Origin of the sequence: Halobacterium jilantaiense, from assembly GCF_900110535.1 — an archaeon.
Taxonomy (GTDB): Archaea; Halobacteriota; Halobacteria; order Halobacteriales; family Halobacteriaceae; genus Halobacterium; species Halobacterium jilantaiense.
On the sequence record NZ_FOJA01000001.1, the window covers coordinates 1807030 to 1824215 of the forward strand.

The window sequence follows — 17186 nt, forward strand, 5'->3', positions numbered from 1 at the left end:
TTCAACCGTCGTTGCGTTGTTCCGCGAGGATGTCGCTGGCGGCATCGAGGAACGCGCCTTCTTCGCCGGCCGGGACGGTCGCGCCCGCAGCGACCTCGTGGCCGCCGCCGTCGCCGCCGACTGCCTGCGAGGCGTCCCGCAGCACGGCCGAGAGGTCGACGCCGTCGTCGACGAGGCTGCCGGTCGCGCGCGCCGACACCTTCACTTCGGGCTCGCCGCCGTCGTCGTCTCCGCTCTTCTTTCCGAACGCGACGATGGGGCGGTCACTCCGCGTGGCGTCCGACCCGAGGGCCATCCCGGCGACGATGCCGACGATGGTCTCCCGGATGCGGTCCTCGGCGTGGAACCACTGGAGTTCGTCCTCGACGGTGACGCCCTCGCGTTCCACCCAGCCGAGCCCCTCCGAGAGGTTCCGGCGGTGCTCGCGCAGGAGCTCTCTGGCGGCGTCCAGGGGCTCGCCGCGCTCGCCGAGGCAGACCGCGAGCCCCACGTCCGCGCGCTCGTAGCGCGCCGTGGCGTTTAGCAGCGTGGAGAACTCGCTGGCGTCCCGCAGTTCGGTGCCCGGTGCTTCCTCGGTGAGCGTGTACGTCGTGCCGACGAGCTTCGTCACCTCGTCGCCGGCGACGCCGTTCCGCACCGCGCGTTTGACGAGCGCGCTGACGACCGTCTGGCGTTCCTCGTGGGAGAGGTCCGCCCACGTCCGCCAGTCGCCGCCGTCGTGGAGGTCCACGTCGAGGCCGTCGAGGAACCGAATCGCGCCCTGCTCGTCGTTCGTGATGCCGGGGACGTACACCTCGCTGGCGTACTCCAGGAGCTTCGGGAGCGGGCGGGTCTGGGTGCCGTACAGCGCGAGGTCCTTCGCGGTGTCCAGCACGCCGGCCTCGACGCCCTCAGCGGCTATTCGGGTGTTCGCGCCGACGAGTTCTCCGTCGACGGTCTGGCGGTCGCCGACCGCGCCGACGACCGCGAGCGCCGCGAGGTCAGTGGCGTCTTCGCCGAGCAGCGCCCGAGCGAGCACGTAGCTCGCGCCCGCACCCGAAAGTTCCTTCCCGCCGTCGACGCCCTCCAGCAGGGGATTCAGGTGGTACTCGGTGTCGGCGTCGGCGGGCTGGTGGTGGTCGGCGATGACGGGCGTGAAGTCGCCCTCTTCCTCGTGCTCGGCGATTATGTCGAGCTGACCGCTCCCGAAGTCCGTGAACAGCACGGTGTCGTGGTCGTGGGCCGCGATGCCCGCGATTTCCTCGTCGTCGAGCTGCTTCGAGAACACCACGTCGTGGGGGACGCTGGTGCGTTCCAGCGCGGTCGACGCGACGCCCGCGCTCGTCAGGCCGTCGGCGTCGATGTGGGAGGCGAGCAGGACGCTGTCGGCAGATTCGATGGCGTCCGCACAGGCCGCCGCGCGCTCGTCGAGTTCCGGAACGGGGCCGTCCATCACTCTGTGGTTGCGCGCCACCGCGTAAAAACTCCGGGCTACTCCAGGACGGCCCGCGCGAGCTCCTCGAAGCCCGCGTCGTCGGGGACGACGTCCACGTCGATGCCGTGGGCTTCGGCCGTCTCGGCGGTCGGCGGGCCGATGACGCCGACCGTCGCCTCGGCGAGCGCGTCCCGCGCCTCTCGTTCGACGCCGCGGTCGCGGGCGGCGTCGAGCCAGTGTTCGACGGTCAGCGAGGAGGTGAACAGCGCCGCGTCGAGGTCGCCGTCGGCGGCGAGGTCGGCGGAGTCGCCCGCGCCCGCCGGCCGCACGAGTTCGTAGAGGACGGTCTCGTGGACGAACGCGCCCGCGTCGTTCAGACCGTCCGTGAGCACGGCGGAACCGTGGTCCGAGCGCGCGACCTCGACGCGCGCGCCGTCGACCTCGTCGCCGAGTTCGGCGACCAGGCCGGCGCTCGTGTACTCCTCGGGCACCCTGTCGACGGTCCAGCCCGCCTCGCGGCAGGCGTCCGCGGTCGCCGGCCCGATGGCGACCAGCGTCGCGTCCCCGGGCGTCCACCCCTCGGCCGCGGCGAGTTCGACGCCGGTCTTGCTCGTCACGACGACGAACGCGGCGTCGCTGCGGGGAGCCGCGCCGGTCGGCTCGACGGCGAGCATCGGGTCCGGCACCGGCTCCGCGCCCAGGTCTTCGAGGAGCGCGACGGCGTCCGCGAGGCGCTCGTCGTCCGGCCGGAAGACGGCGACGTTCACGCGTCCTCCCCCTTCGTCTCGTCATCCTCGCTCCACAGCCCCGCGACGCCGCCGATGACGGTGACGGCGGGCGGCGAGATGCCCGCCTCGTCCCGGGCGTCGACGATGGTGTCGAGGGTACCGGTCGCGACCTGCTGGCCGGGCCGCGTCCCCTTCTCTATCAGCGCGACGGGCGTCTCCGGGTCCATGTCGGCGTCGCGGAGCGCCTGCGTGTAGTCGGGGAGCTTCCCGACGCCCATCAGCACGACGATGGTCCCGCCCGTCTCGGCGAGGGCCTCCCAGTCGACCGCGGACTCGTCTTTCTCGGGGTCCTCGTGGCCCGTGACGAACGAGACCGACGAGGTGTGGTCGCGGTGAGTCACGGGGATGTCGGCGGCCGCGGGTGCCGCGACGGCAGACGTGATGCCCGGCACGACCTCGAAGTCGACGCCGTGCTCGGAGAGGTACTGCATCTCCTCGCCGCCCCGCCCGAAGACGAACGGGTCGCCGCCCTTCAGCCGCACCACGTCGTTGCCGGCCTCCGCGAGTTCGACCAGCCGGGCGTTGGTCTCCGACTGCGGGGTGCGCTCGCCGCCCGCGCGCTTCCCCACGTCCTCGCGCTTCTCGGCGGGGATGGACTCCAGGATGTCGGGGCCCGGGAGCTTGTCGTGGAGCACCACGTCCCCCTCCTCCAGCAGTCGCTTGGCCTTCACCGTCAACAGCTCCGGGTCGCCGGGCCCGCTGCCGACGAGGTAGACGGTGCCGGGCATTTCAGGCCTCCCGCCGCGCTTCCTCGACGAGGTCGGCGGCCCCGCGCTCCCGGAGGTCTGCGGCCAGTTCGCGGGCCTCTGCCGCGTAGTTGTTGGCGTCTAGTTCGCGGGTCTCGCCGACCTGCTCGCTGCCGTCCCGGCTGAACACCTGGACCGCCGTCCGAACCACGTCGCCCTGCACGAGCGCGTGGACGCCGATGGGCGCGATGCAGCCGCCGTTCAGCTCCTCGAGAACGACGCGCTCGGCGGTCACTTCGACCCGCGTGCGGACGTGTTCGAGCGCGTCCCGGAGGTCGTCGACCACGTCGCTGTCCCGGCGCGCCGTCACGCACAGCGCCGCCTGTCCGGTCGCCGGCACGTGCGTGTTCGTCGGCAGTTCCTCGATGCCGACGTGGTGCAGCAGGCCGGTTCGGTCGAGGCCCACGCGGGCCATCACGAGCGCGTCGTACTCGGTGTCCGGGTCGCGTTCGAGTGCGGACTGCTGGAGCGGCGTCAGCGAGGCGAACCACTCCTCGACGGACTGGTCGAACTCCCCGTTCCCGCTGTCGGTGTCGCCGTCCTCGCTCTGGCGCTCGCTGTCCTCGCGCTCGTTCTCGATGTTCTCGACGCCGGCCTCCACGTCCGCGCTGTAGTCGCCGCGGCGCTGCTCGCGGGCGTCCTCGGACTGCGCCTTCTTCGCGGCCTCCGTGCGGCGCTCGTGCTCGCGCTGGAGGTCGGGTGCCAGCAGCTTCTCCACGCGCGTGTCGACGTTCCCGCGGATTGGTTCGACCTCCAGGTCGGGCCGGTGGGCCTGCACCTGTGCGCCCCGCCGCAGGCTCGCCGTCCCGACGACGCTGCCAGCCGGCAGGTCCTCCAGCCCCGTTCCGTCCGGCGTGACGAGCACGTCCGCGGGGTTCTCGCGGTGCGGGACGGCCGCCACCACGAGGTCCTCGGGCACGTCCGTCGGCACGTCCTTCATCGAGTGGACGGCGGCGTCGACGTTGCCGTCGAGGACTTCCTCGTCGAGCGCGCGAACGAACGCGCCGGTCTTCCCGAGTTCGTTGACCAGGGCGTCCGTCACGCGGTCGCCCTCCGTCTCCACCTCCACGAGTTCCACGTCGTGGCGTCGGTCTTCGAGGGCGTCGGCGACCTCGCTCGCCTGTCGGAGCGCGAGGTCCGACCCCCGTGTCGCGAGCCGAATCTGACTGCTCATGTCTAGAACTCCGCGCTCCCGCTTGAAACCCCCTGCGTTCCCGGTCGCGGCGTCAGGCGGCCGGGGCGTCGTCCGCCTGCGGCAGCCCGTCCGCGCGGAACGCGCTCACGACCTCCCAGAGGTTGGTCGCGCCGTGCAGGACGATTGCCGGCAGCAGACTCCCCGTGAGCGCGACGACGGCGGTCATCACCAGCGCGAACGTAACGTAGAACGCCAGTGCCACGGGGTTCAGGACGGCGAGGCCGTGGGTCGCGGCGAACGCAAGCGCCGCGCCGAGCACCGCGACCGGCCACGGAAGCCCGACTCCGAGCAGCGCGGCGAGCACCGCGCCCCGGTAGACGAACTCCTCGCAGACGCCCGCCGTGACGCCGCCCGCGACGTACCAGAGCGCGCGTTCCCGGCCGTTCGCGGGGTACGTCGTCGTGAAGTCCGTCGGCGCGTCCGCGACCGGGACCGACGGCTCGGTCGCCGCGGCGTAGGCGTACCACGCCGTGAGCCCGACGGCGGCCGCGGCGCTGCCGATAGTGACTGGCAGCGACGGCAGACGGACACCGACCGCCGAGAGCGGGGCGTCCGCGACGGCGACCACCAGCCAGCCGGCGACGACGGTCTGCACCCAGCGGATGCCGGTCGCGACACTCCAGAACCGCGACCACGGCTCGTGGTCGAACTGCGTCCAGAGCCGCCGAGACCACGGCGTCAGACTGTGCAGGAAGTCGAGGACAGGGAGCGCGAGCAGGGCGACGACTGCCCACGTCGGGAAGTCGACGGCGGCGAGGTCACCGACCACTCGCCGTCACCTCCCGAGAGCGGGTTCGGCGCTGCATCGACTGGACGCTCGCCGCCCCTTCACTTCAGCGTTGTCGTGGCAGCGCCTAGACGCGTTCGCCCTCGCGGAGTTCGGCCCGCCACTCGCTGAAGCCCGACGGCATCACGACCACCTCGCGCCGGGCGCGCACGTACCGGACCGCGAGCCACGCGCCGGCGACGACCGCCGCCGCGACCAGCAGCGTGCCGACGGGGTCCGGCTCGCTGACGACGTTGCTCCCCTCGAAGAACCGGTAGACGCCGGCGACGAGTACGAGGTCGACGACCGCGGTGACTCTCGCGGTGTCGGCGGCGAGCCCGGGGAGCTGGCCGCCCGCCGCTCGAATCGCGCGGTCGTCCATGTGCGCGGCCAGCGGCATCACGAGGTAGGCGGCCAGCGCCGGGAGGCCGAGCGCCACGGCGGGAATCGACACGACGGCGCTAGTCGTCGATGCGCCGGCCTCCGGAACGAGCGCGACGACGGCGACCATCCAGAGCGCGGTGACTACCCAGAACGCCGCCACGAGCGGGACCGCGGCGACCCAGTACCACCACCGGGACCGGACTCGGAGTTCGCTCACGGTCGCCCTACGGACTCGTGCCTCTTGTATAGGTAGTACACGGCGAGCGGCACCTGAAGCGGCTGGGCGACGACGCCGGCGAGCCCGAGCAGCCCGTACAGCGCCGGGTCGGGCTGCCAGTCCAGCCGGGCGTCGGTGACGGCTTCGGCGTCGAGGTAGATGGCGACCGGGAACACCAGCGAGAGGACTCCGCCGACGAACACCAGCAGTATCGCGAGCGCGACGAGCACGAGGCCGACGAGGCCCAGCCCACCGGTGATGGCGACGGTCGGCTCGCCCGCGACTGTCCCGACGCTGGCCACGCCCGTGACCGCGAACGCCAGCACCACGAGCGTGAACACGGACCCGGCGACCGTCGCCACCACCCAGTACAGTGAGAGGGCAGCCACCCAGTACCACCGCTTCGAGTCGACGCTCGCTGCCGTGTCGCCGTTCCCGGCGGCCGCGCCCCCGGTGCCGGGGCTGTCGTCGCCGCTGTCGTCGGTGTTGGGGACCATAGCCGGCGGTTCGACGTGTCGCGAGAAAAAGCCGCCGGCCGCGCTACAGCGCGTCGCGGTACGCCTCGACGGTGCGGTCGACGTCCTCCTCGGTGTGGGCGTAGGAGACGAACTGGGACTCGAACTGGTTCTGCGAGAGCATGACGCCGTCGTCGAGCAGCTGCGGGCGGAACACGCGGTTCCAGCGGTCGACGGCGGCGTCGCCCACGTCGCTGGCGTCCGTCGGGCAGGCGTCGTGGCGTTCGCAGTCGGGGTCCTGCCGGCAGCCCGCCGCACAGGGCCCGGACTGGGCGCTGCCGCCGCGCGTGAACACGACCTTGAACATGCTGTCGCGGCCGACGACGGTGTACTCGGGAGCCTGCTCGGCGACGACCTCGACTAGGCCCTCGCGGAGCCGGTCGCCGAGCCGGTTCACGTGCTCGTAGACGTCGTTCTCGGCTGCGTACTGGAGCGTCTCCAGCCCCGCGGCCATCGTGACCGGGTGGCCGGAGAACGTCCCCGCCTGAAACACGTCGCCGGTGGGCGTGAACTCCTCCATCACGTCCGTTCGACCGCCGATAGCGCCGACCGGAAAGCCGCCGCCGATGATCTTCCCGAACGTCGTCACGTCGGGCGTGATGCCGAACTCGGACTGCGCGCAGCCCAGCCCGCCGACCCGGAAGCCCGTGATGACCTCGTCCCAGACGAGGAGCGCGCCGTGGTCGTGGGTGAGGTCACGCAGCGTCTCGTGGTAGCCCTCGACCGGCTCGACGATGCCCTTGTTCGCGAGAATCGGCTCGACCAGCACGGCGGCGATGTCGTCGCCGTGTTCCTCGAAGACCTCGGTGACTGCGTCGGTGTCGTTGAACGGCACCGGAATCGTGTGCTGCGCGAACTCGGGTGGGATGCCCGCCGACGACGGACCGCGGTGGTCGGCGTCGCCCTCCACGAGCGTCGACTCCTGTGCGCCGTGGTAGCCGCCCTGCATCACGACAATCTTGTTCCGGCCGGTGTAGCCGCGGGCGAGCCGCACGGCCGACACCGTGGCCTCGGTGCCCGAGTTCACGAAGCGCAGCATCTCCACGCTCGGGACGTGGCGCGCGACGAACTCGGCGTGCTCGACCTCCAGTTCGGTCGGCACGCCGTACATCGGTCCCTCGCTGGCGCGGCGCTGGATGGCGGACTCGACTGGCTGCGGGAGGTCGTGGCCCAGCAGCAGCGGGCCGAGGCCCATCACCCAGTCCACGTACCGGTTCCCGTCGGCGTCCACGACGTGGCCGCCGTCGCCGGACTGCACGAACGTCGGGTACGGCTGTGGAGCGGCGCGCACGGTGGAGTTCACGCCGCCGACGAGCACGTCGAGCGACCGGTCGTAGAGCTCCCGGGACGTCTCGCGGTTCATGCTCTCGGGTTGGGTCGGTCCCCGAAAATAGGTGTCGGGTCACTCGTTCGGGACGTCCGCCGGGTCCGTCGACAGCGTCGTGAGGGTGTCGTAGCCGGCCCGCGCGACCATCACCGCGAGGAGGTTCCCGGTGTACGCGAACGCGGCGGCGATGGCGACCCCGAGGACGGCCACCTGTGCGACCTGCGCGCGCTTCAGGCCAGCCGCCCGGGACGCGGCGAACCCCACCGCGGAGACGGCGACTGCGGCGACTTCGCTGCCGGTCAGGGCAGCTACGCGGGTCAGGACGAACCCTCGGAACACCAGTTCCTCCGCGACACCGGTCGACACGACGAGCACGAACGCCCGGCTCTTGGGGAGTTCGAGGAGCGCACGCGTCGCGGGGTCGATACCGTGTCCCGCCCGCCGCATCACCAGTCCGGTCGCGATGCCGGTGACGCCGACGGCGACGAACGCGAGCGCGGCCGACCACGCGAAACCGACGACTGGCGGGTGGTTCAGCGACGCGAGCCCCGCACCCTCGACGGCGACGACCCAGCCGAGCACGCCCGCGCCGAGCAGCCAGACGCGGCCCTGCGCGCGGCGGAACGTCGCCCAGTCGTACTCCTCTGGCAGTTCTCGGGTCGAAAGCCCGAGCGCCACCGCGAGCACGAGCGCCACGCCGACGGCCTCAGCGAGCACGCGCACTCACCCTCGATGTCGAATGCACACCGCCGGCTGGGTGGGTGACCACCGAAAACCCATCGCGTGCTCGCAGCGCGTGCAGTCCCGTCCGGTTCGGCACGCTCACGCCGAGTCCGGTTCGCCGGCACGGTCGGCGAGCAGGAGGCCGACGGCGTCGTTGAGGGCGTGGACGGCCATCACGACCGGGAGGCTGTGCGTCCAGAGGTAGAGCGCGAGCAACACGACGGTCGGCTGGGCCATCTGGACGGCGGCGGCCCGCGACCAGTGCTCGCCGACGTGGGCGGCGAGGAACGCGACGAGGGAGACGGCGGCCGCGAGCAGCGGGCTCCCGGTGAGCGCGGTCACGCGCTCGACCGCGTATCCCCGGTAGGGCACCTCCTCGGTGACGCCGGCCGTCCCGGCGACGACCAGCCGCTCGGCCACCGAGAAGTCCGTGAAGGCCGCCATCCCGTCCTGCATCGCGTCCGCGGTGCCGAGCGCCTCCCAGAGCGGCGAGAGCAGGATTGCGCTGCCGAGCATCGCGGCGAGCCCGACGGCGGTGTGGTACGCGAACGGCAGCGGGCCGGCGAACGTCCAGCCGATGGAGGCCAGCGGGCGGCCCTCGACGGCGAGCACGTAGCCGGCGACGGCGGCCGGCACCAGCCACTTCCAGGCGTGGGCTTCGAGGCCGTCGCTCGGCCGGCCGAGCCGGTCCTGCAGCCGGGACACCGCCTCGAAGCCGCCGAAGGAGAGCGCGAGGCCGACGAGGACGACCACCCGGTCCATCCGCCGTCAGAGGCTCTCGGCCACGTCCTCTGCGAAGTACGTGATGATGAGGTCCGCGCCCGCTCGTTTGATGGACAGCAGACTCTCGCGGGCGACCGCGTCGAGGTCGAGCCAGCCCTGCTCGGCGGCGGCGTGCAGCATCGCGTACTCGCCGGAGACGTTGTAGGCGGCGACCGGGCGGTCGAACTCACGGCGCACGTCCGAGACGATGTCGAGGTAGGGAAGCGCGGGCTTGACCATCAGTACGTCCGCGCCCTGCTCGACGTCCAGCGCGACTTCGCGGCCGGCCTCCCGCCGATTGGCTGGGTCCATCTGGTAGTGCCGGCGGTCGCCGAACGCGGGCGCGCCGTCGGCGGCGTCCCGGAACGGCCCGTAGAACGCGGACTCGTACTTCGCGGCGTAACTCATGATGGGGATGTCGGAGAACCCGGCGTCGTCCAGCGCCTCGCGAATCGCCGCCACCATCCCGTCGGTCATCGAGGACGGCGCGACCATCTCTGCGCCCGCCTCGGCGTGGGAGACGGCGGTCTCCGCGAGCAGGTCCAGCGTCTCGTCGTTGTCCACAGTCAGGTCCGGGTCGTCGGCGGCGTGGTCCTCGACCACTCCGCAGTGGCCGTGGCTCGTGTACTCGCAGAGGCAGACGTCCGTGATGACGTAGGCGTCCGTCTCGCCCGTGATGCGCCGCGTGGCTTCCTGCACGACGCCGTCGTCGGCGTACGCGCGGCTCCCGACCTCGTCTTTGGACTCGGGGATGCCGAACAGGATGACGGCCTCGACGCCCGTCTCCAGCACTTCCTCGACCCGGGCGACGGCGTCGTCGAGCGGGACGCGCTCGTGGCCGGGCATCGACTCGATGGGCTGGCGCTCGTCGGTCGTCGCGTCCACGAACACGGGCGCGACGAGGTCCGAGGCCGACAGGCTCGTCTCGGAGACGAGGCCCCGGACGCCGTCCCGGCGGAGCCGCCGGGGGCGGTGCGTGAGGTCCATACCGGCTCCTCCGGCCGCCGCGCCAAAAGGGTTCGCGGAACCGACGCCCGTGGCCGCTACCCCGCGAGCAGCCCCGACAGCAGGCCGCCACGCAGCGGGCGCGCGGAGTTCCCGACGACGACGAGGCTGGAGCCGGCCATCGCCGCCGCCGCGAACAGCGGATTTAGCAGGGCTGCCACCGCCAGAGGAATCGCGACGGCGTTGTACGTGAACGCCCACGCGAGGTTCTGTCGGATGCGCGACCTAGTGGCGTCCGCGAGCCCGAACATCTCGGGAACGGCGTCGAGGTCCGCCGTCACGACGGCGTCGGCGGCGTCGGCCGCGAGTTCGGTGCCCGATCCCATAGCGACCCCGAGGTCGGCGGCGGCGAGCGCGGGCGCGTCGTTGCTGCCGTCGCCGACCATCGCCACCGTCGCGTTCTCGCCGACCGCCCGGACGGCCCGGGCCTTCCCCTCGGGTGGAACGCCAGCGAACACGTCCGACACGGCGTCGTGTTCGCGGAACGGGTCTGCTGCGTCGGGGTCGTCGCCAGTCAGGACGACCACCTCGCGGCCGGCGGCGGCCAGGTCCTCCACGACCGACAGCCACTCCTCGCGGGGCTGGTCTGCCACCGCGAGCACCCCTCTCGCCTCGCCGTTCCAGCTGACCACCGTGGGCACGCCGTCGACGCAGTCGGTCGCTTCCCGGACGCGGTCTGGGACGCTCCACTCGCCGTCGTCGAACAGCCCGGGGTGACCGACGAGCACGCGGTCGCCGTCGACGGTGCCGGTGACGCCCCGCGGCTTCCGGTCGAAGTCCGTCACCTCGACCGCAGGCGGGTCGGCGCGGTCGGTGACGGCCTCAGCGACGGGGTGCGTGGAGAACTGTTCGACGGCGGCAGCCCGCGTGAGGACGCTCTCCGGGTCGATGCCGCCGACCGCCGTCACGGCCTCGACGGCCATCTCGCCCGTGGTGAGCGTCCCGGTCTTGTCGAGGACGACGACGTCGACGTTCCGCACGCGCTCGAAGACGCCGGCGTCCGTGACGACGACGCCGGCGTCCAGAGCCTCCCGGACGCCTGCCGAGACGGCCAGCGGGGTGGCGAGGCCGAGCGCGCACGGGCAGGAGACGACCAGCACCGCCACGCCCGTTAGCACGGCGTCGGCAACGCCTGCACCGCTCCAGAGATAGTAGCCGGCCGTGACGACGGCGAGCGCGACGACCAGCGGGACGAAGACAGCGGCGAGGCGGTCGGCGACCTGCTGGACGCCCGGCCGGGCACTCCGGACGTCCCACAGCAGTTCGACCAGCTGGTCGGCCGTCGAGTCGGGTCCCTCGCCCACCGCCACGACGAGCGCGTCGTCGGTGACGACGGTACCGCCGAGCACCTCGTCGCCCGGGCGCTTCCTGTCCGGCACGGACTCGCCCGTGACGAGGGACTCGTCGACCGCCGCCGCGCCCTCCGCGACTGTTCCGTCCACGGGGACGCGCTCGCCGGCCCGCACCACGACCTCGTCGCCTGAACCGAGGTCGTCGACGGGGACGGTCTCGGTGCCGCCCTCGCTGGTCCGCCTGCTGGCGTCGTCGACGCTGGCGGCGGCGAACGCCGACAGGCCGGAGACGGCACGCGACTTGACGCGCTCCTCGATGCGGTTCCCGAGCGTGACGACGAGGACGACCATCACGGCGACGTCGAAGTAGACGTGCGCGCTGCCGGCGGCGTAGGCCGCCACCGAGTACCCCCACGCCGCCAGCACGGCGAGCGCGACGAGGAGGTCCATGTTCGGGCGGCCGGCCCGCAGGCTCACGTACGCCCCCCTGAGGAACGGCCGACCTGTGTGGAAGACGACGACGGACGCGAGGGCGGCGACGGCGGGCACGGCGGTGCCGACCGAGAGCGAGTCGGCGTTCAGGATGGCCGCGAACGACACGCTCTGGAGGACGGCAAGCAGCGCGACGGCTTCCAGCAGCCCGAACACGAGGCCGAAGGTCACCGCGCAGTAGACGGTGCCGAGCGCGAGCGTGGCGGCCAGCACCCCGAGTTCGGCCGTCGGCGCGAGGTCGAGGTACGAGCCGTACAGCACGAGGCCGTAGCCGAGCATCACGACCATTCCCAGCAGGCTTCCCACGACCACCCGGCGGTCGTCGCCCGCCAGCCAGCCGCCGGCGTCTCCCATCCCCGACTCGTCGCCGTCCGGAAGTGATGCCCCGTACCCAAGCCGGTCGAACACGCCCGGGAGGTCGGACGGGTCGACGACTTCGGGGTCGTAGGTCACGCGGGCGGCGTCCGTCGCGTAGCTCACGTCGGCGTCGTGGACGCCCGCGGTGTCGGTCGCTTCGGCCTGTAAGAACAGCTCGCACGCCGAGCAGTGGAGGCCGTCGACGTCGAGGTAGGCGGTCTCGGCGCTCTCGGGCACGTCGCTGTCGTCTGGGGTGGAGTCGTCGACGGCGGCCGCGTTCAGGTTCTCGGGGTCGGCGGCCGTCACGTCGTCGAGCCGGCGGCCGACCTCCAGGCAGCCGCGACAGCAGTACTCGCCGTCCACGCCGTCCTCCGTGACGGGCGGGTCCGGCGTCGGCAGGTCGCAGAGCGCGCACTCGCTCATCGCCGCCCCCTCGCGGACTCGGCTCCACAAACCGTTGGCGGACGACCGGCGCGACGGTACATGTGCGGGCGTAGACGGCGGGCCAGCAAGCGCCTTCACCCGAACACCTTCGCACCCGTTCCCGCCGCGTCGGAGCGTCCACCGGTGCCGAATCGACCCGACAGCCCCGCCGACTGCGGGGAATCCGCAACGGCCTTGCCGGGGCTGGCCCACCCGCGAGTGTGGACCGGGACCAACTGCAGTTCTACTCGCTGTACGTCTCGCGATTCGCCGGCGGCTTCGGCCTCAGCGCGCTCGCCCTGCTGCTCCCGAAGTACGCCAACGAACTGGTCGCCTCCGACCTCATGATCGGCCTGTTCTACACGGGCTTCACCGTGTCGCAGGCGCTCATCGTTGTCCCGATGGCGTGGGCCGGCGACCGCTACGACAAGCGCGCCATCTTCCTCGGGCTGCTCGCGTTCGGCGTCGTCGTCTCGCTGGCGTTCACCTTCGTCGAGACGTCCTGGCAGCTCGTCGCCGTCCGCGGGGGTCAGGGCATCCTCGCCACCGGCATGGGGCTGTTGAGCCTCTCGCTGGTCGGCGAACTCGCGTCGAAGGGCACCCGCGCGAACCGCATCGGGAAGGCGAACGCGTGGCGGCTCGCCGCATCGCTGCTCGGCCTGGGCACCGCCGGCGTCCTCTACGACCGCTACGGCTTCGAACCGGTCTTCTACGTACTCGCCGTGCTGTTCGTCGTCGCGTTCGCCGCGGTCTGGGTCCTGCTCGACGCCGACGACACCCGCATCCGGGGGTTCCCGTTCAGCGACCTCGCGGTGAACCGCCGCATCCTCACGCTCACCAGCTTCCGCGCGCCGTACGCCGTCGCCGTCACCCTCGTCCGGTCGTGGGTCGCCGTCTACGCCGGCCTCGAAGCATCCCGGGGCGGGCTGGCGTACACCGGGGTCGTGCTCGCCGTCGTGCTCAGCGCGGAGAAGTTCACGAACATGCTCTGCCAGCCGTTCACCGGCCGGCTCTCGGACCGCTTCGGCCGGTCGCTGTTCGTCGCCGCGGGCGGCGCGGGCTACGGCGTCGCCGCGATGCTCGTCCCGCTCACGCCCGCCGTCGGCGACGCACTCGGGCTGGCGGCCTCCGCGCCCGTCCTCGGCGACCTCTCGCCCGCGTTCCTCCCGCTGGTCGCGGTCAACGGCCTGCTCGGCGTCGCCGACTCCTTCCGGGAGCCCGCGAGCATGGCGCTGTTCGCCGACGAAGGCATCGACGGCGAGGGCGTCGCGTCCTCCTTCGGCATCCGGGAGCTCGTCTGGCGGCCCGGCAGCGTGCTCGCGCCCGTCCTCGGCGGCTGGCTGATGGCCGAGTACGGCATCGAGTGGGCGTTCTACGTCGGCGGCGCGTTCGCGCTCACCGCCGTCGCCATCTTCGTCGCCGTTCTGGTGCGCGACCACGGAGCCGAAGCGCTCACCGAGTGGTAGCCCGCCTCGCCGGGTGAAACTCGCTTCAGCGAAGCTATAACCGCTCGCGGGCGTCACTGTCGACTATGCCAGGACCAGCGTTCGCGGAGGGCGACACCGTCTCCCTCCACCCCATCGAGGACGAGGACCACGAGTTCATCCAGTACGGCCGCAACCACCCCGACGTGCGGGTGCCGCTGACGGACACGTCTATCAAGTCCGTCGACGACGTGGCCGAGATGCTCGAGGACGAGGACTACCACTTCCTCATCTGCGTGGACGAGCAACGCGAGTCCACGGAACAGGCGAGCGGCGCAGCCGCGAGCAGCGACGACGGCGACCCCGAGCCCGTCGGCGTCGTGGCGTTCGGCTGGGTCAGTTCGCCCGGCGAGCGCGGCAACCTCATGTACTGGGTCGCGCCCGAACACCAGGGCAACGGCTACGTCACCGAGGGGACGGAACTGTTCCTCGACTACGCGTTCGGCGAGTGCGGCTTCCACAAGGTCGACGCCCGCGTGCTCGTGCCGAACGAGGCGTCGGCGGCCGCTCTGGAGAAACTCGGCTTCGAGCGCGAGGGACGGCGGCGCGACGACGCCATCGTGGACGGCGAGTACGTCGACACCTACACCTACGGTCTGCTCGACCGCGAGTGGCTGGACGACTGACCCGGCTCACGACGGCAGCGCACACTCTCTCACTCGGTCACGACTCGTCGACCACGATCTCTTCGACGGACGAGACGAAATCGGCACACGACGCGGCGACCCGTGGGTCGAGTTCGACGAGTATCCCCCGTTCGACTGACGGCGACTGGTCCGGTCGGAGATGCATCAGGGCCGCGTCGTCCCACAACTGGATGCTTGCCCGGCCGGCACACAGCGGATTCCAGCAGTCCCCGTCGCTGTCCTCGGCTGCCCGTCTCGCAGACTGGATGCAGTCGTGGACTGAGTTGAGGCGTTCCCTGACGTCGGCTTCGATGTCGGTCCGCGTGTAGCGGACGTTGAGGTCGTCACCGTCGTAGACAGCCAATCCCCGAAACCCGTCCTGTGCGTGGTCATAGACGTACGCCTGTACTTCGTTAGAGTTCAGGGCGGCACTCGCCATACCACACCATTTGTCACTCGTACTAAAACTGTTGGGGTGAAAACAGCTCGCTAGTCGGCCGCTGCGGATGTCTCGCCGACGCTACCCGCCGCGCCGCCCTTCGCCTCGATGGCTTCCACGAGCAGTTCCGTGACGTCCGTCACCTCGATGTCGTCCTCGAAGCCGCCGGTCTTCCGGCCGTCCTCGTACATCGTCATGCACATCGGGCACGCGACGACGAAGCGGTCGACGCCGTGGCCGGCGTCCGTGTCTTCGAGGGCCTCACGCAGGCGCTCCTCGCTGGGCTTGGGCTCCTCGTCGAAGTCCATCCAGAGGCCGCCGCCGCCGCCACCGCAGCAGAAGGAATCGCTGCGGTTCCGCGGCATCTCGTCGAGCGTGACGCCCGTCGCGCGCACGACCTCGCGGGGCGCTTCGAACTCGCCGTTGTAGCGGCCGAGGTGGCAGGGGTCGTGGTAGGTGACCGTGTCGTCGAGTTCCGTGCCGGAGAGCCCGAGCGCGCCCCGGTTCACGAGGTCCTCGACGACCTGCGTGTAGTGGTAGACCGAGTCGGCGTTCTCGAAGCCGAACTGGTCGTACTCGTTCGAGAACGTGTTGTACGAGTGCGGGTCGGTGCAGACGATTTTGTCGTAGTCGCAGGACTCGAAGGCCTCGATGTTGTCCTCGGCGACCATCTCGAAGAGGCCCTCCTCGCCGACCCGGCGGATGTCGTTGCCGTCGTTCTGCTCGTCCTCGTAGAGGATGCCGTAGTCGACGCCGGCCTCCTCGAAGACCTTGGCGAGCGAGCGCGCGACGTGCTGGTTGCGCTCGTCGTAGCTCGGGTAGTCGCCGACGTACCAGAGGTACTCGACGGACTCCTCGCGGGCGTCCGGCACCTCGAAGTCGAGTTCCTCGGTCCAGTCGGGGCGCTTGCGGTCCGGGTCGCCGAACGTGTTGCCCTTCTGGAAGACGTTCATCACGGCGTCCTCGACGTTCTTGTTCATCTGGCCGGACTCCGTGAGGCGGCGGTTCATCTCCGTGAACTGCGTGACGTGTTCGATGTCGACCGGGCAGGCGTCCATACAGGCCATACAGGACATGCAGGACTCCATGGTCTCAGCGTCGATGACCGAGGTGCCGCCGTCCGCGACGATGTCGACCTCCTCGCGGTCGCCGGACTCCAGGTCCTCGCGGTAGTTCTTCAGGTCGAGAATCACGTCACGCGGGTCCAGCGGGCGGCCGGACGCTTTCGCCGGACACACCGACGAGCAGCGGCCGCACTTCGTGCAGGCGTCGTGGTCGAGCAACTGCTTCCAGGTGAAATCCTCGATCTCCGAGGGTCCGATTTCCTCGGGGCTAGCGTCCTCGGGCACCTTCGGGAGCCGGCGGCCGGCGTCCTCGTCGCGCGTGACGAGGTTCGCGTAGCTCGAAATCATGTGGAACGGCTTCCCGTACGGGAGCGCCGCGATGAACGCCAGCGCGAGTATCGAGTGGCTCCACCACACGATGGGGTAGGCGCTGGCCGCCGCGTCCGCGTTGACGCCCGCGAGCTGGAAGACGTCGGCGACGAACCAGCCGACGAACGAGACGGTCTCGAAGTCCGGGAAGCCCGTGCCGAGGATGCGGATGCCCTCGGTGACGTAGCCGCCGACGCCCAGCAGGAACAGCGCCCAGACGAACAGGCCGTCCTCGGCGCTCGTGTGCTTCCCCCAGAGCCGCTCGTTGCGCACCCAGTAGCGGCGGTAGAGCGCGACGCCGACGCCGACGACGAACAGCAGCCCCATCCCGTCCATCACCAGCGAGTACGCCAGATAGAAGTCGCCGACGAAGAACGACTCCTGGCCGAGCGCCTTCGTCCAGATGTCCATGTCGATGGCGAGGATGGTGGTCCCGATGAGCAGCGTCAGGAAGCCCCAGAGAATGAACGTGTGCATCAGCCCCGCGACCAGGTCGCGGTCGAACTGCTTCTCGTTCGACGCGACGAGCTTCGCGGCCGACACCACTCGTCCCGGCAGGTCAGACAGCCGCTCGGTCGGGTCTTCGCTGCCCTTCGCGTACGTCGCAAACCGGTGGTAGACGCCGTACAGGAAGAGCGCGATGGCCATGGCGGAGAGCCCGTAGAACACGGCCTCGCCGACGTGCCCGATGCGCCAGAACGTCGGGCGGGTCGTCTCGCCCCCCGCCTGGGAAAGCACGGTCCAATACATACCCATATCCCCGGACAGGATTCGCATAAAGGTTGTTAACCGGACGGC

The 17186-nt window shown here is 71.1% G+C and carries 16 protein-coding genes; 2 read left to right on the top strand and 14 right to left on the bottom strand.

Annotated features, from left to right (window positions below; translation table 11 throughout):
- Window position 1: 1 nt before the first annotated feature.
- The 12 genes from BMW35_RS09250 to BMW35_RS09305 form a co-directional block, all read right to left on the bottom strand.
- The gene (locus BMW35_RS09250; RefSeq protein ID WP_089669119.1) at window positions 2–1432 is read right to left on the bottom strand and encodes a RecJ family nuclease; all 1431 of its coding nucleotides are present in this window, start codon (window positions 1430–1432) and stop codon (window positions 2–4) included.
- A 38-nt stretch (window positions 1433–1470) separates the two neighbouring features.
- Entirely contained in the window at window positions 1471–2181 is a 711-nt protein-coding gene (locus tag BMW35_RS09255) for a uroporphyrinogen-III synthase (protein ID WP_089669121.1), read from the bottom strand.
- Window positions 2178–2930, bottom strand: coding sequence for a uroporphyrinogen-III C-methyltransferase (gene cobA / locus BMW35_RS09260; RefSeq protein ID WP_089669124.1), 753 nt, complete (start codon window positions 2928–2930; stop codon window positions 2178–2180). The genes BMW35_RS09255 and cobA overlap by 4 nt, the downstream gene beginning before the upstream one ends.
- Window position 2931: 1 nt before the next feature.
- Window positions 2932–4122 (bottom strand): hydroxymethylbilane synthase, encoded by a 1191-nt coding sequence (hemC, locus tag BMW35_RS09265; RefSeq protein WP_089669127.1) that lies wholly within the window; start codon window positions 4120–4122, stop codon window positions 2932–2934.
- Window positions 4123–4174: 52 nt separating this feature from the next.
- Window positions 4175–4912 carry a CPBP family intramembrane glutamic endopeptidase gene (locus tag BMW35_RS09270; RefSeq protein WP_089669130.1) on the bottom strand — a complete coding sequence of 246 codons (738 nt, stop codon included), beginning with the start codon at window positions 4910–4912 and terminating at the stop codon, window positions 4175–4177.
- Window positions 4913–4997: 85 nt separating this feature from the next.
- Entirely contained in the window at window positions 4998–5510 is a 513-nt protein-coding gene (locus tag BMW35_RS09275) for a hypothetical protein (protein ID WP_089669133.1), read from the bottom strand.
- Window positions 5507–6007 (bottom strand): hypothetical protein, encoded by a 501-nt coding sequence (locus tag BMW35_RS09280; protein ID WP_089669135.1) that lies wholly within the window; start codon window positions 6005–6007, stop codon window positions 5507–5509. Before BMW35_RS09280 ends, BMW35_RS09275 begins: the two co-directional genes overlap by 4 nt.
- 43 nt (window positions 6008–6050) lie before the next feature.
- Window positions 6051–7388, bottom strand: a complete 1338-nt coding sequence (hemL, locus tag BMW35_RS09285; RefSeq protein ID WP_089669137.1) for a glutamate-1-semialdehyde 2,1-aminomutase — start codon at window positions 7386–7388, stop codon at window positions 6051–6053.
- 39 nt (window positions 7389–7427) lie between these two features.
- Window positions 7428–8075, bottom strand: a complete 648-nt coding sequence (locus tag BMW35_RS09290; RefSeq protein ID WP_089669140.1) for a CPBP family intramembrane glutamic endopeptidase — start codon at window positions 8073–8075, stop codon at window positions 7428–7430.
- Window positions 8076–8174: 99 nt separating this feature from the next.
- Window positions 8175–8837 carry a CPBP family intramembrane glutamic endopeptidase gene (locus BMW35_RS09295; RefSeq protein WP_089669142.1) on the bottom strand — a complete coding sequence of 221 codons (663 nt, stop codon included), beginning with the start codon at window positions 8835–8837 and terminating at the stop codon, window positions 8175–8177.
- Between the two features lie 6 nt (window positions 8838–8843).
- Complete coding sequence (gene hemB / locus BMW35_RS09300; protein WP_089669144.1) at window positions 8844–9824, bottom strand: porphobilinogen synthase; 981 nt, start codon at window positions 9822–9824, stop codon at window positions 8844–8846.
- Between the two features lie 56 nt (window positions 9825–9880).
- Window positions 9881–12406 (bottom strand): heavy metal translocating P-type ATPase, encoded by a 2526-nt coding sequence (locus BMW35_RS09305; RefSeq protein ID WP_089669146.1) that lies wholly within the window; start codon window positions 12404–12406, stop codon window positions 9881–9883.
- Between the two features lie 221 nt (window positions 12407–12627).
- On the opposite strand from BMW35_RS09305, the gene BMW35_RS09310 reads away from it, so the two are divergent.
- On the top strand, window positions 12628–13872 hold the full coding sequence (locus tag BMW35_RS09310; protein ID WP_089669148.1) for an MFS transporter: 1245 nt from the start codon (window positions 12628–12630) through the stop codon (window positions 13870–13872).
- 65 nt (window positions 13873–13937) lie between these two features.
- On the top strand, window positions 13938–14516 hold the full coding sequence (locus BMW35_RS09315) for a GNAT family N-acetyltransferase (RefSeq protein ID WP_089669150.1): 579 nt from the start codon (window positions 13938–13940) through the stop codon (window positions 14514–14516).
- 37 nt (window positions 14517–14553) lie between these two features.
- Here the strand turns inward: BMW35_RS09315 and BMW35_RS09320 are convergent, their stop codons facing one another.
- Both BMW35_RS09320 and BMW35_RS09325 read right to left on the bottom strand, forming a co-directional pair.
- Entirely contained in the window at window positions 14554–14955 is a 402-nt protein-coding gene (locus tag BMW35_RS09320) for a DUF7522 family protein (RefSeq protein WP_089669151.1), read from the bottom strand.
- A 50-nt stretch (window positions 14956–15005) separates the two neighbouring features.
- Window positions 15006–17138 (bottom strand): (Fe-S)-binding protein, encoded by a 2133-nt coding sequence (locus BMW35_RS09325; protein WP_089669153.1) that lies wholly within the window; start codon window positions 17136–17138, stop codon window positions 15006–15008.
- Window positions 17139–17186: the final 48 nt, after the last annotated feature.

Bases quoted from the DNA above. Each gene is read 5' to 3' on its own strand.
- BMW35_RS09280 (WP_089669135.1), bottom strand. From the start codon at position 6,007: ATGGTCCCCAACACCGACGACAGCGGCGACGACAGCCCCGGCACCGGG.
- BMW35_RS09250 (WP_089669119.1), bottom strand. From the start codon at position 1,432: ATGGACGGCCCCGTTCCGGAACTCGACGAGCGCGCGGCGGCCTGTGCG.
- BMW35_RS09320 (WP_089669151.1), bottom strand. From the start codon at position 14,955: ATGGCGAGTGCCGCCCTGAACTCTAACGAAGTACAGGCGTACGTCTAT.
- BMW35_RS09325 (WP_089669153.1), bottom strand. From the start codon at position 17,138: ATGTATTGGACCGTGCTTTCCCAGGCGGGGGGCGAGACGACCCGCCCG.
- hemL (WP_089669137.1), bottom strand. From the start codon at position 7,388: ATGAACCGCGAGACGTCCCGGGAGCTCTACGACCGGTCGCTCGACGTG.
- cobA (WP_089669124.1), bottom strand. From the start codon at position 2,930: ATGCCCGGCACCGTCTACCTCGTCGGCAGCGGGCCCGGCGACCCGGAG.
- hemB (WP_089669144.1), bottom strand. From the start codon at position 9,824: ATGGACCTCACGCACCGCCCCCGGCGGCTCCGCCGGGACGGCGTCCGG.
- BMW35_RS09305 (WP_089669146.1), bottom strand. From the start codon at position 12,406: ATGAGCGAGTGCGCGCTCTGCGACCTGCCGACGCCGGACCCGCCCGTC.
- hemC (WP_089669127.1), bottom strand. From the start codon at position 4,122: ATGAGCAGTCAGATTCGGCTCGCGACACGGGGGTCGGACCTCGCGCTC.
- BMW35_RS09295 (WP_089669142.1), bottom strand. From the start codon at position 8,837: ATGGACCGGGTGGTCGTCCTCGTCGGCCTCGCGCTCTCCTTCGGCGGC.
- BMW35_RS09315 (WP_089669150.1), top strand. From the start codon at position 13,938: ATGCCAGGACCAGCGTTCGCGGAGGGCGACACCGTCTCCCTCCACCCC.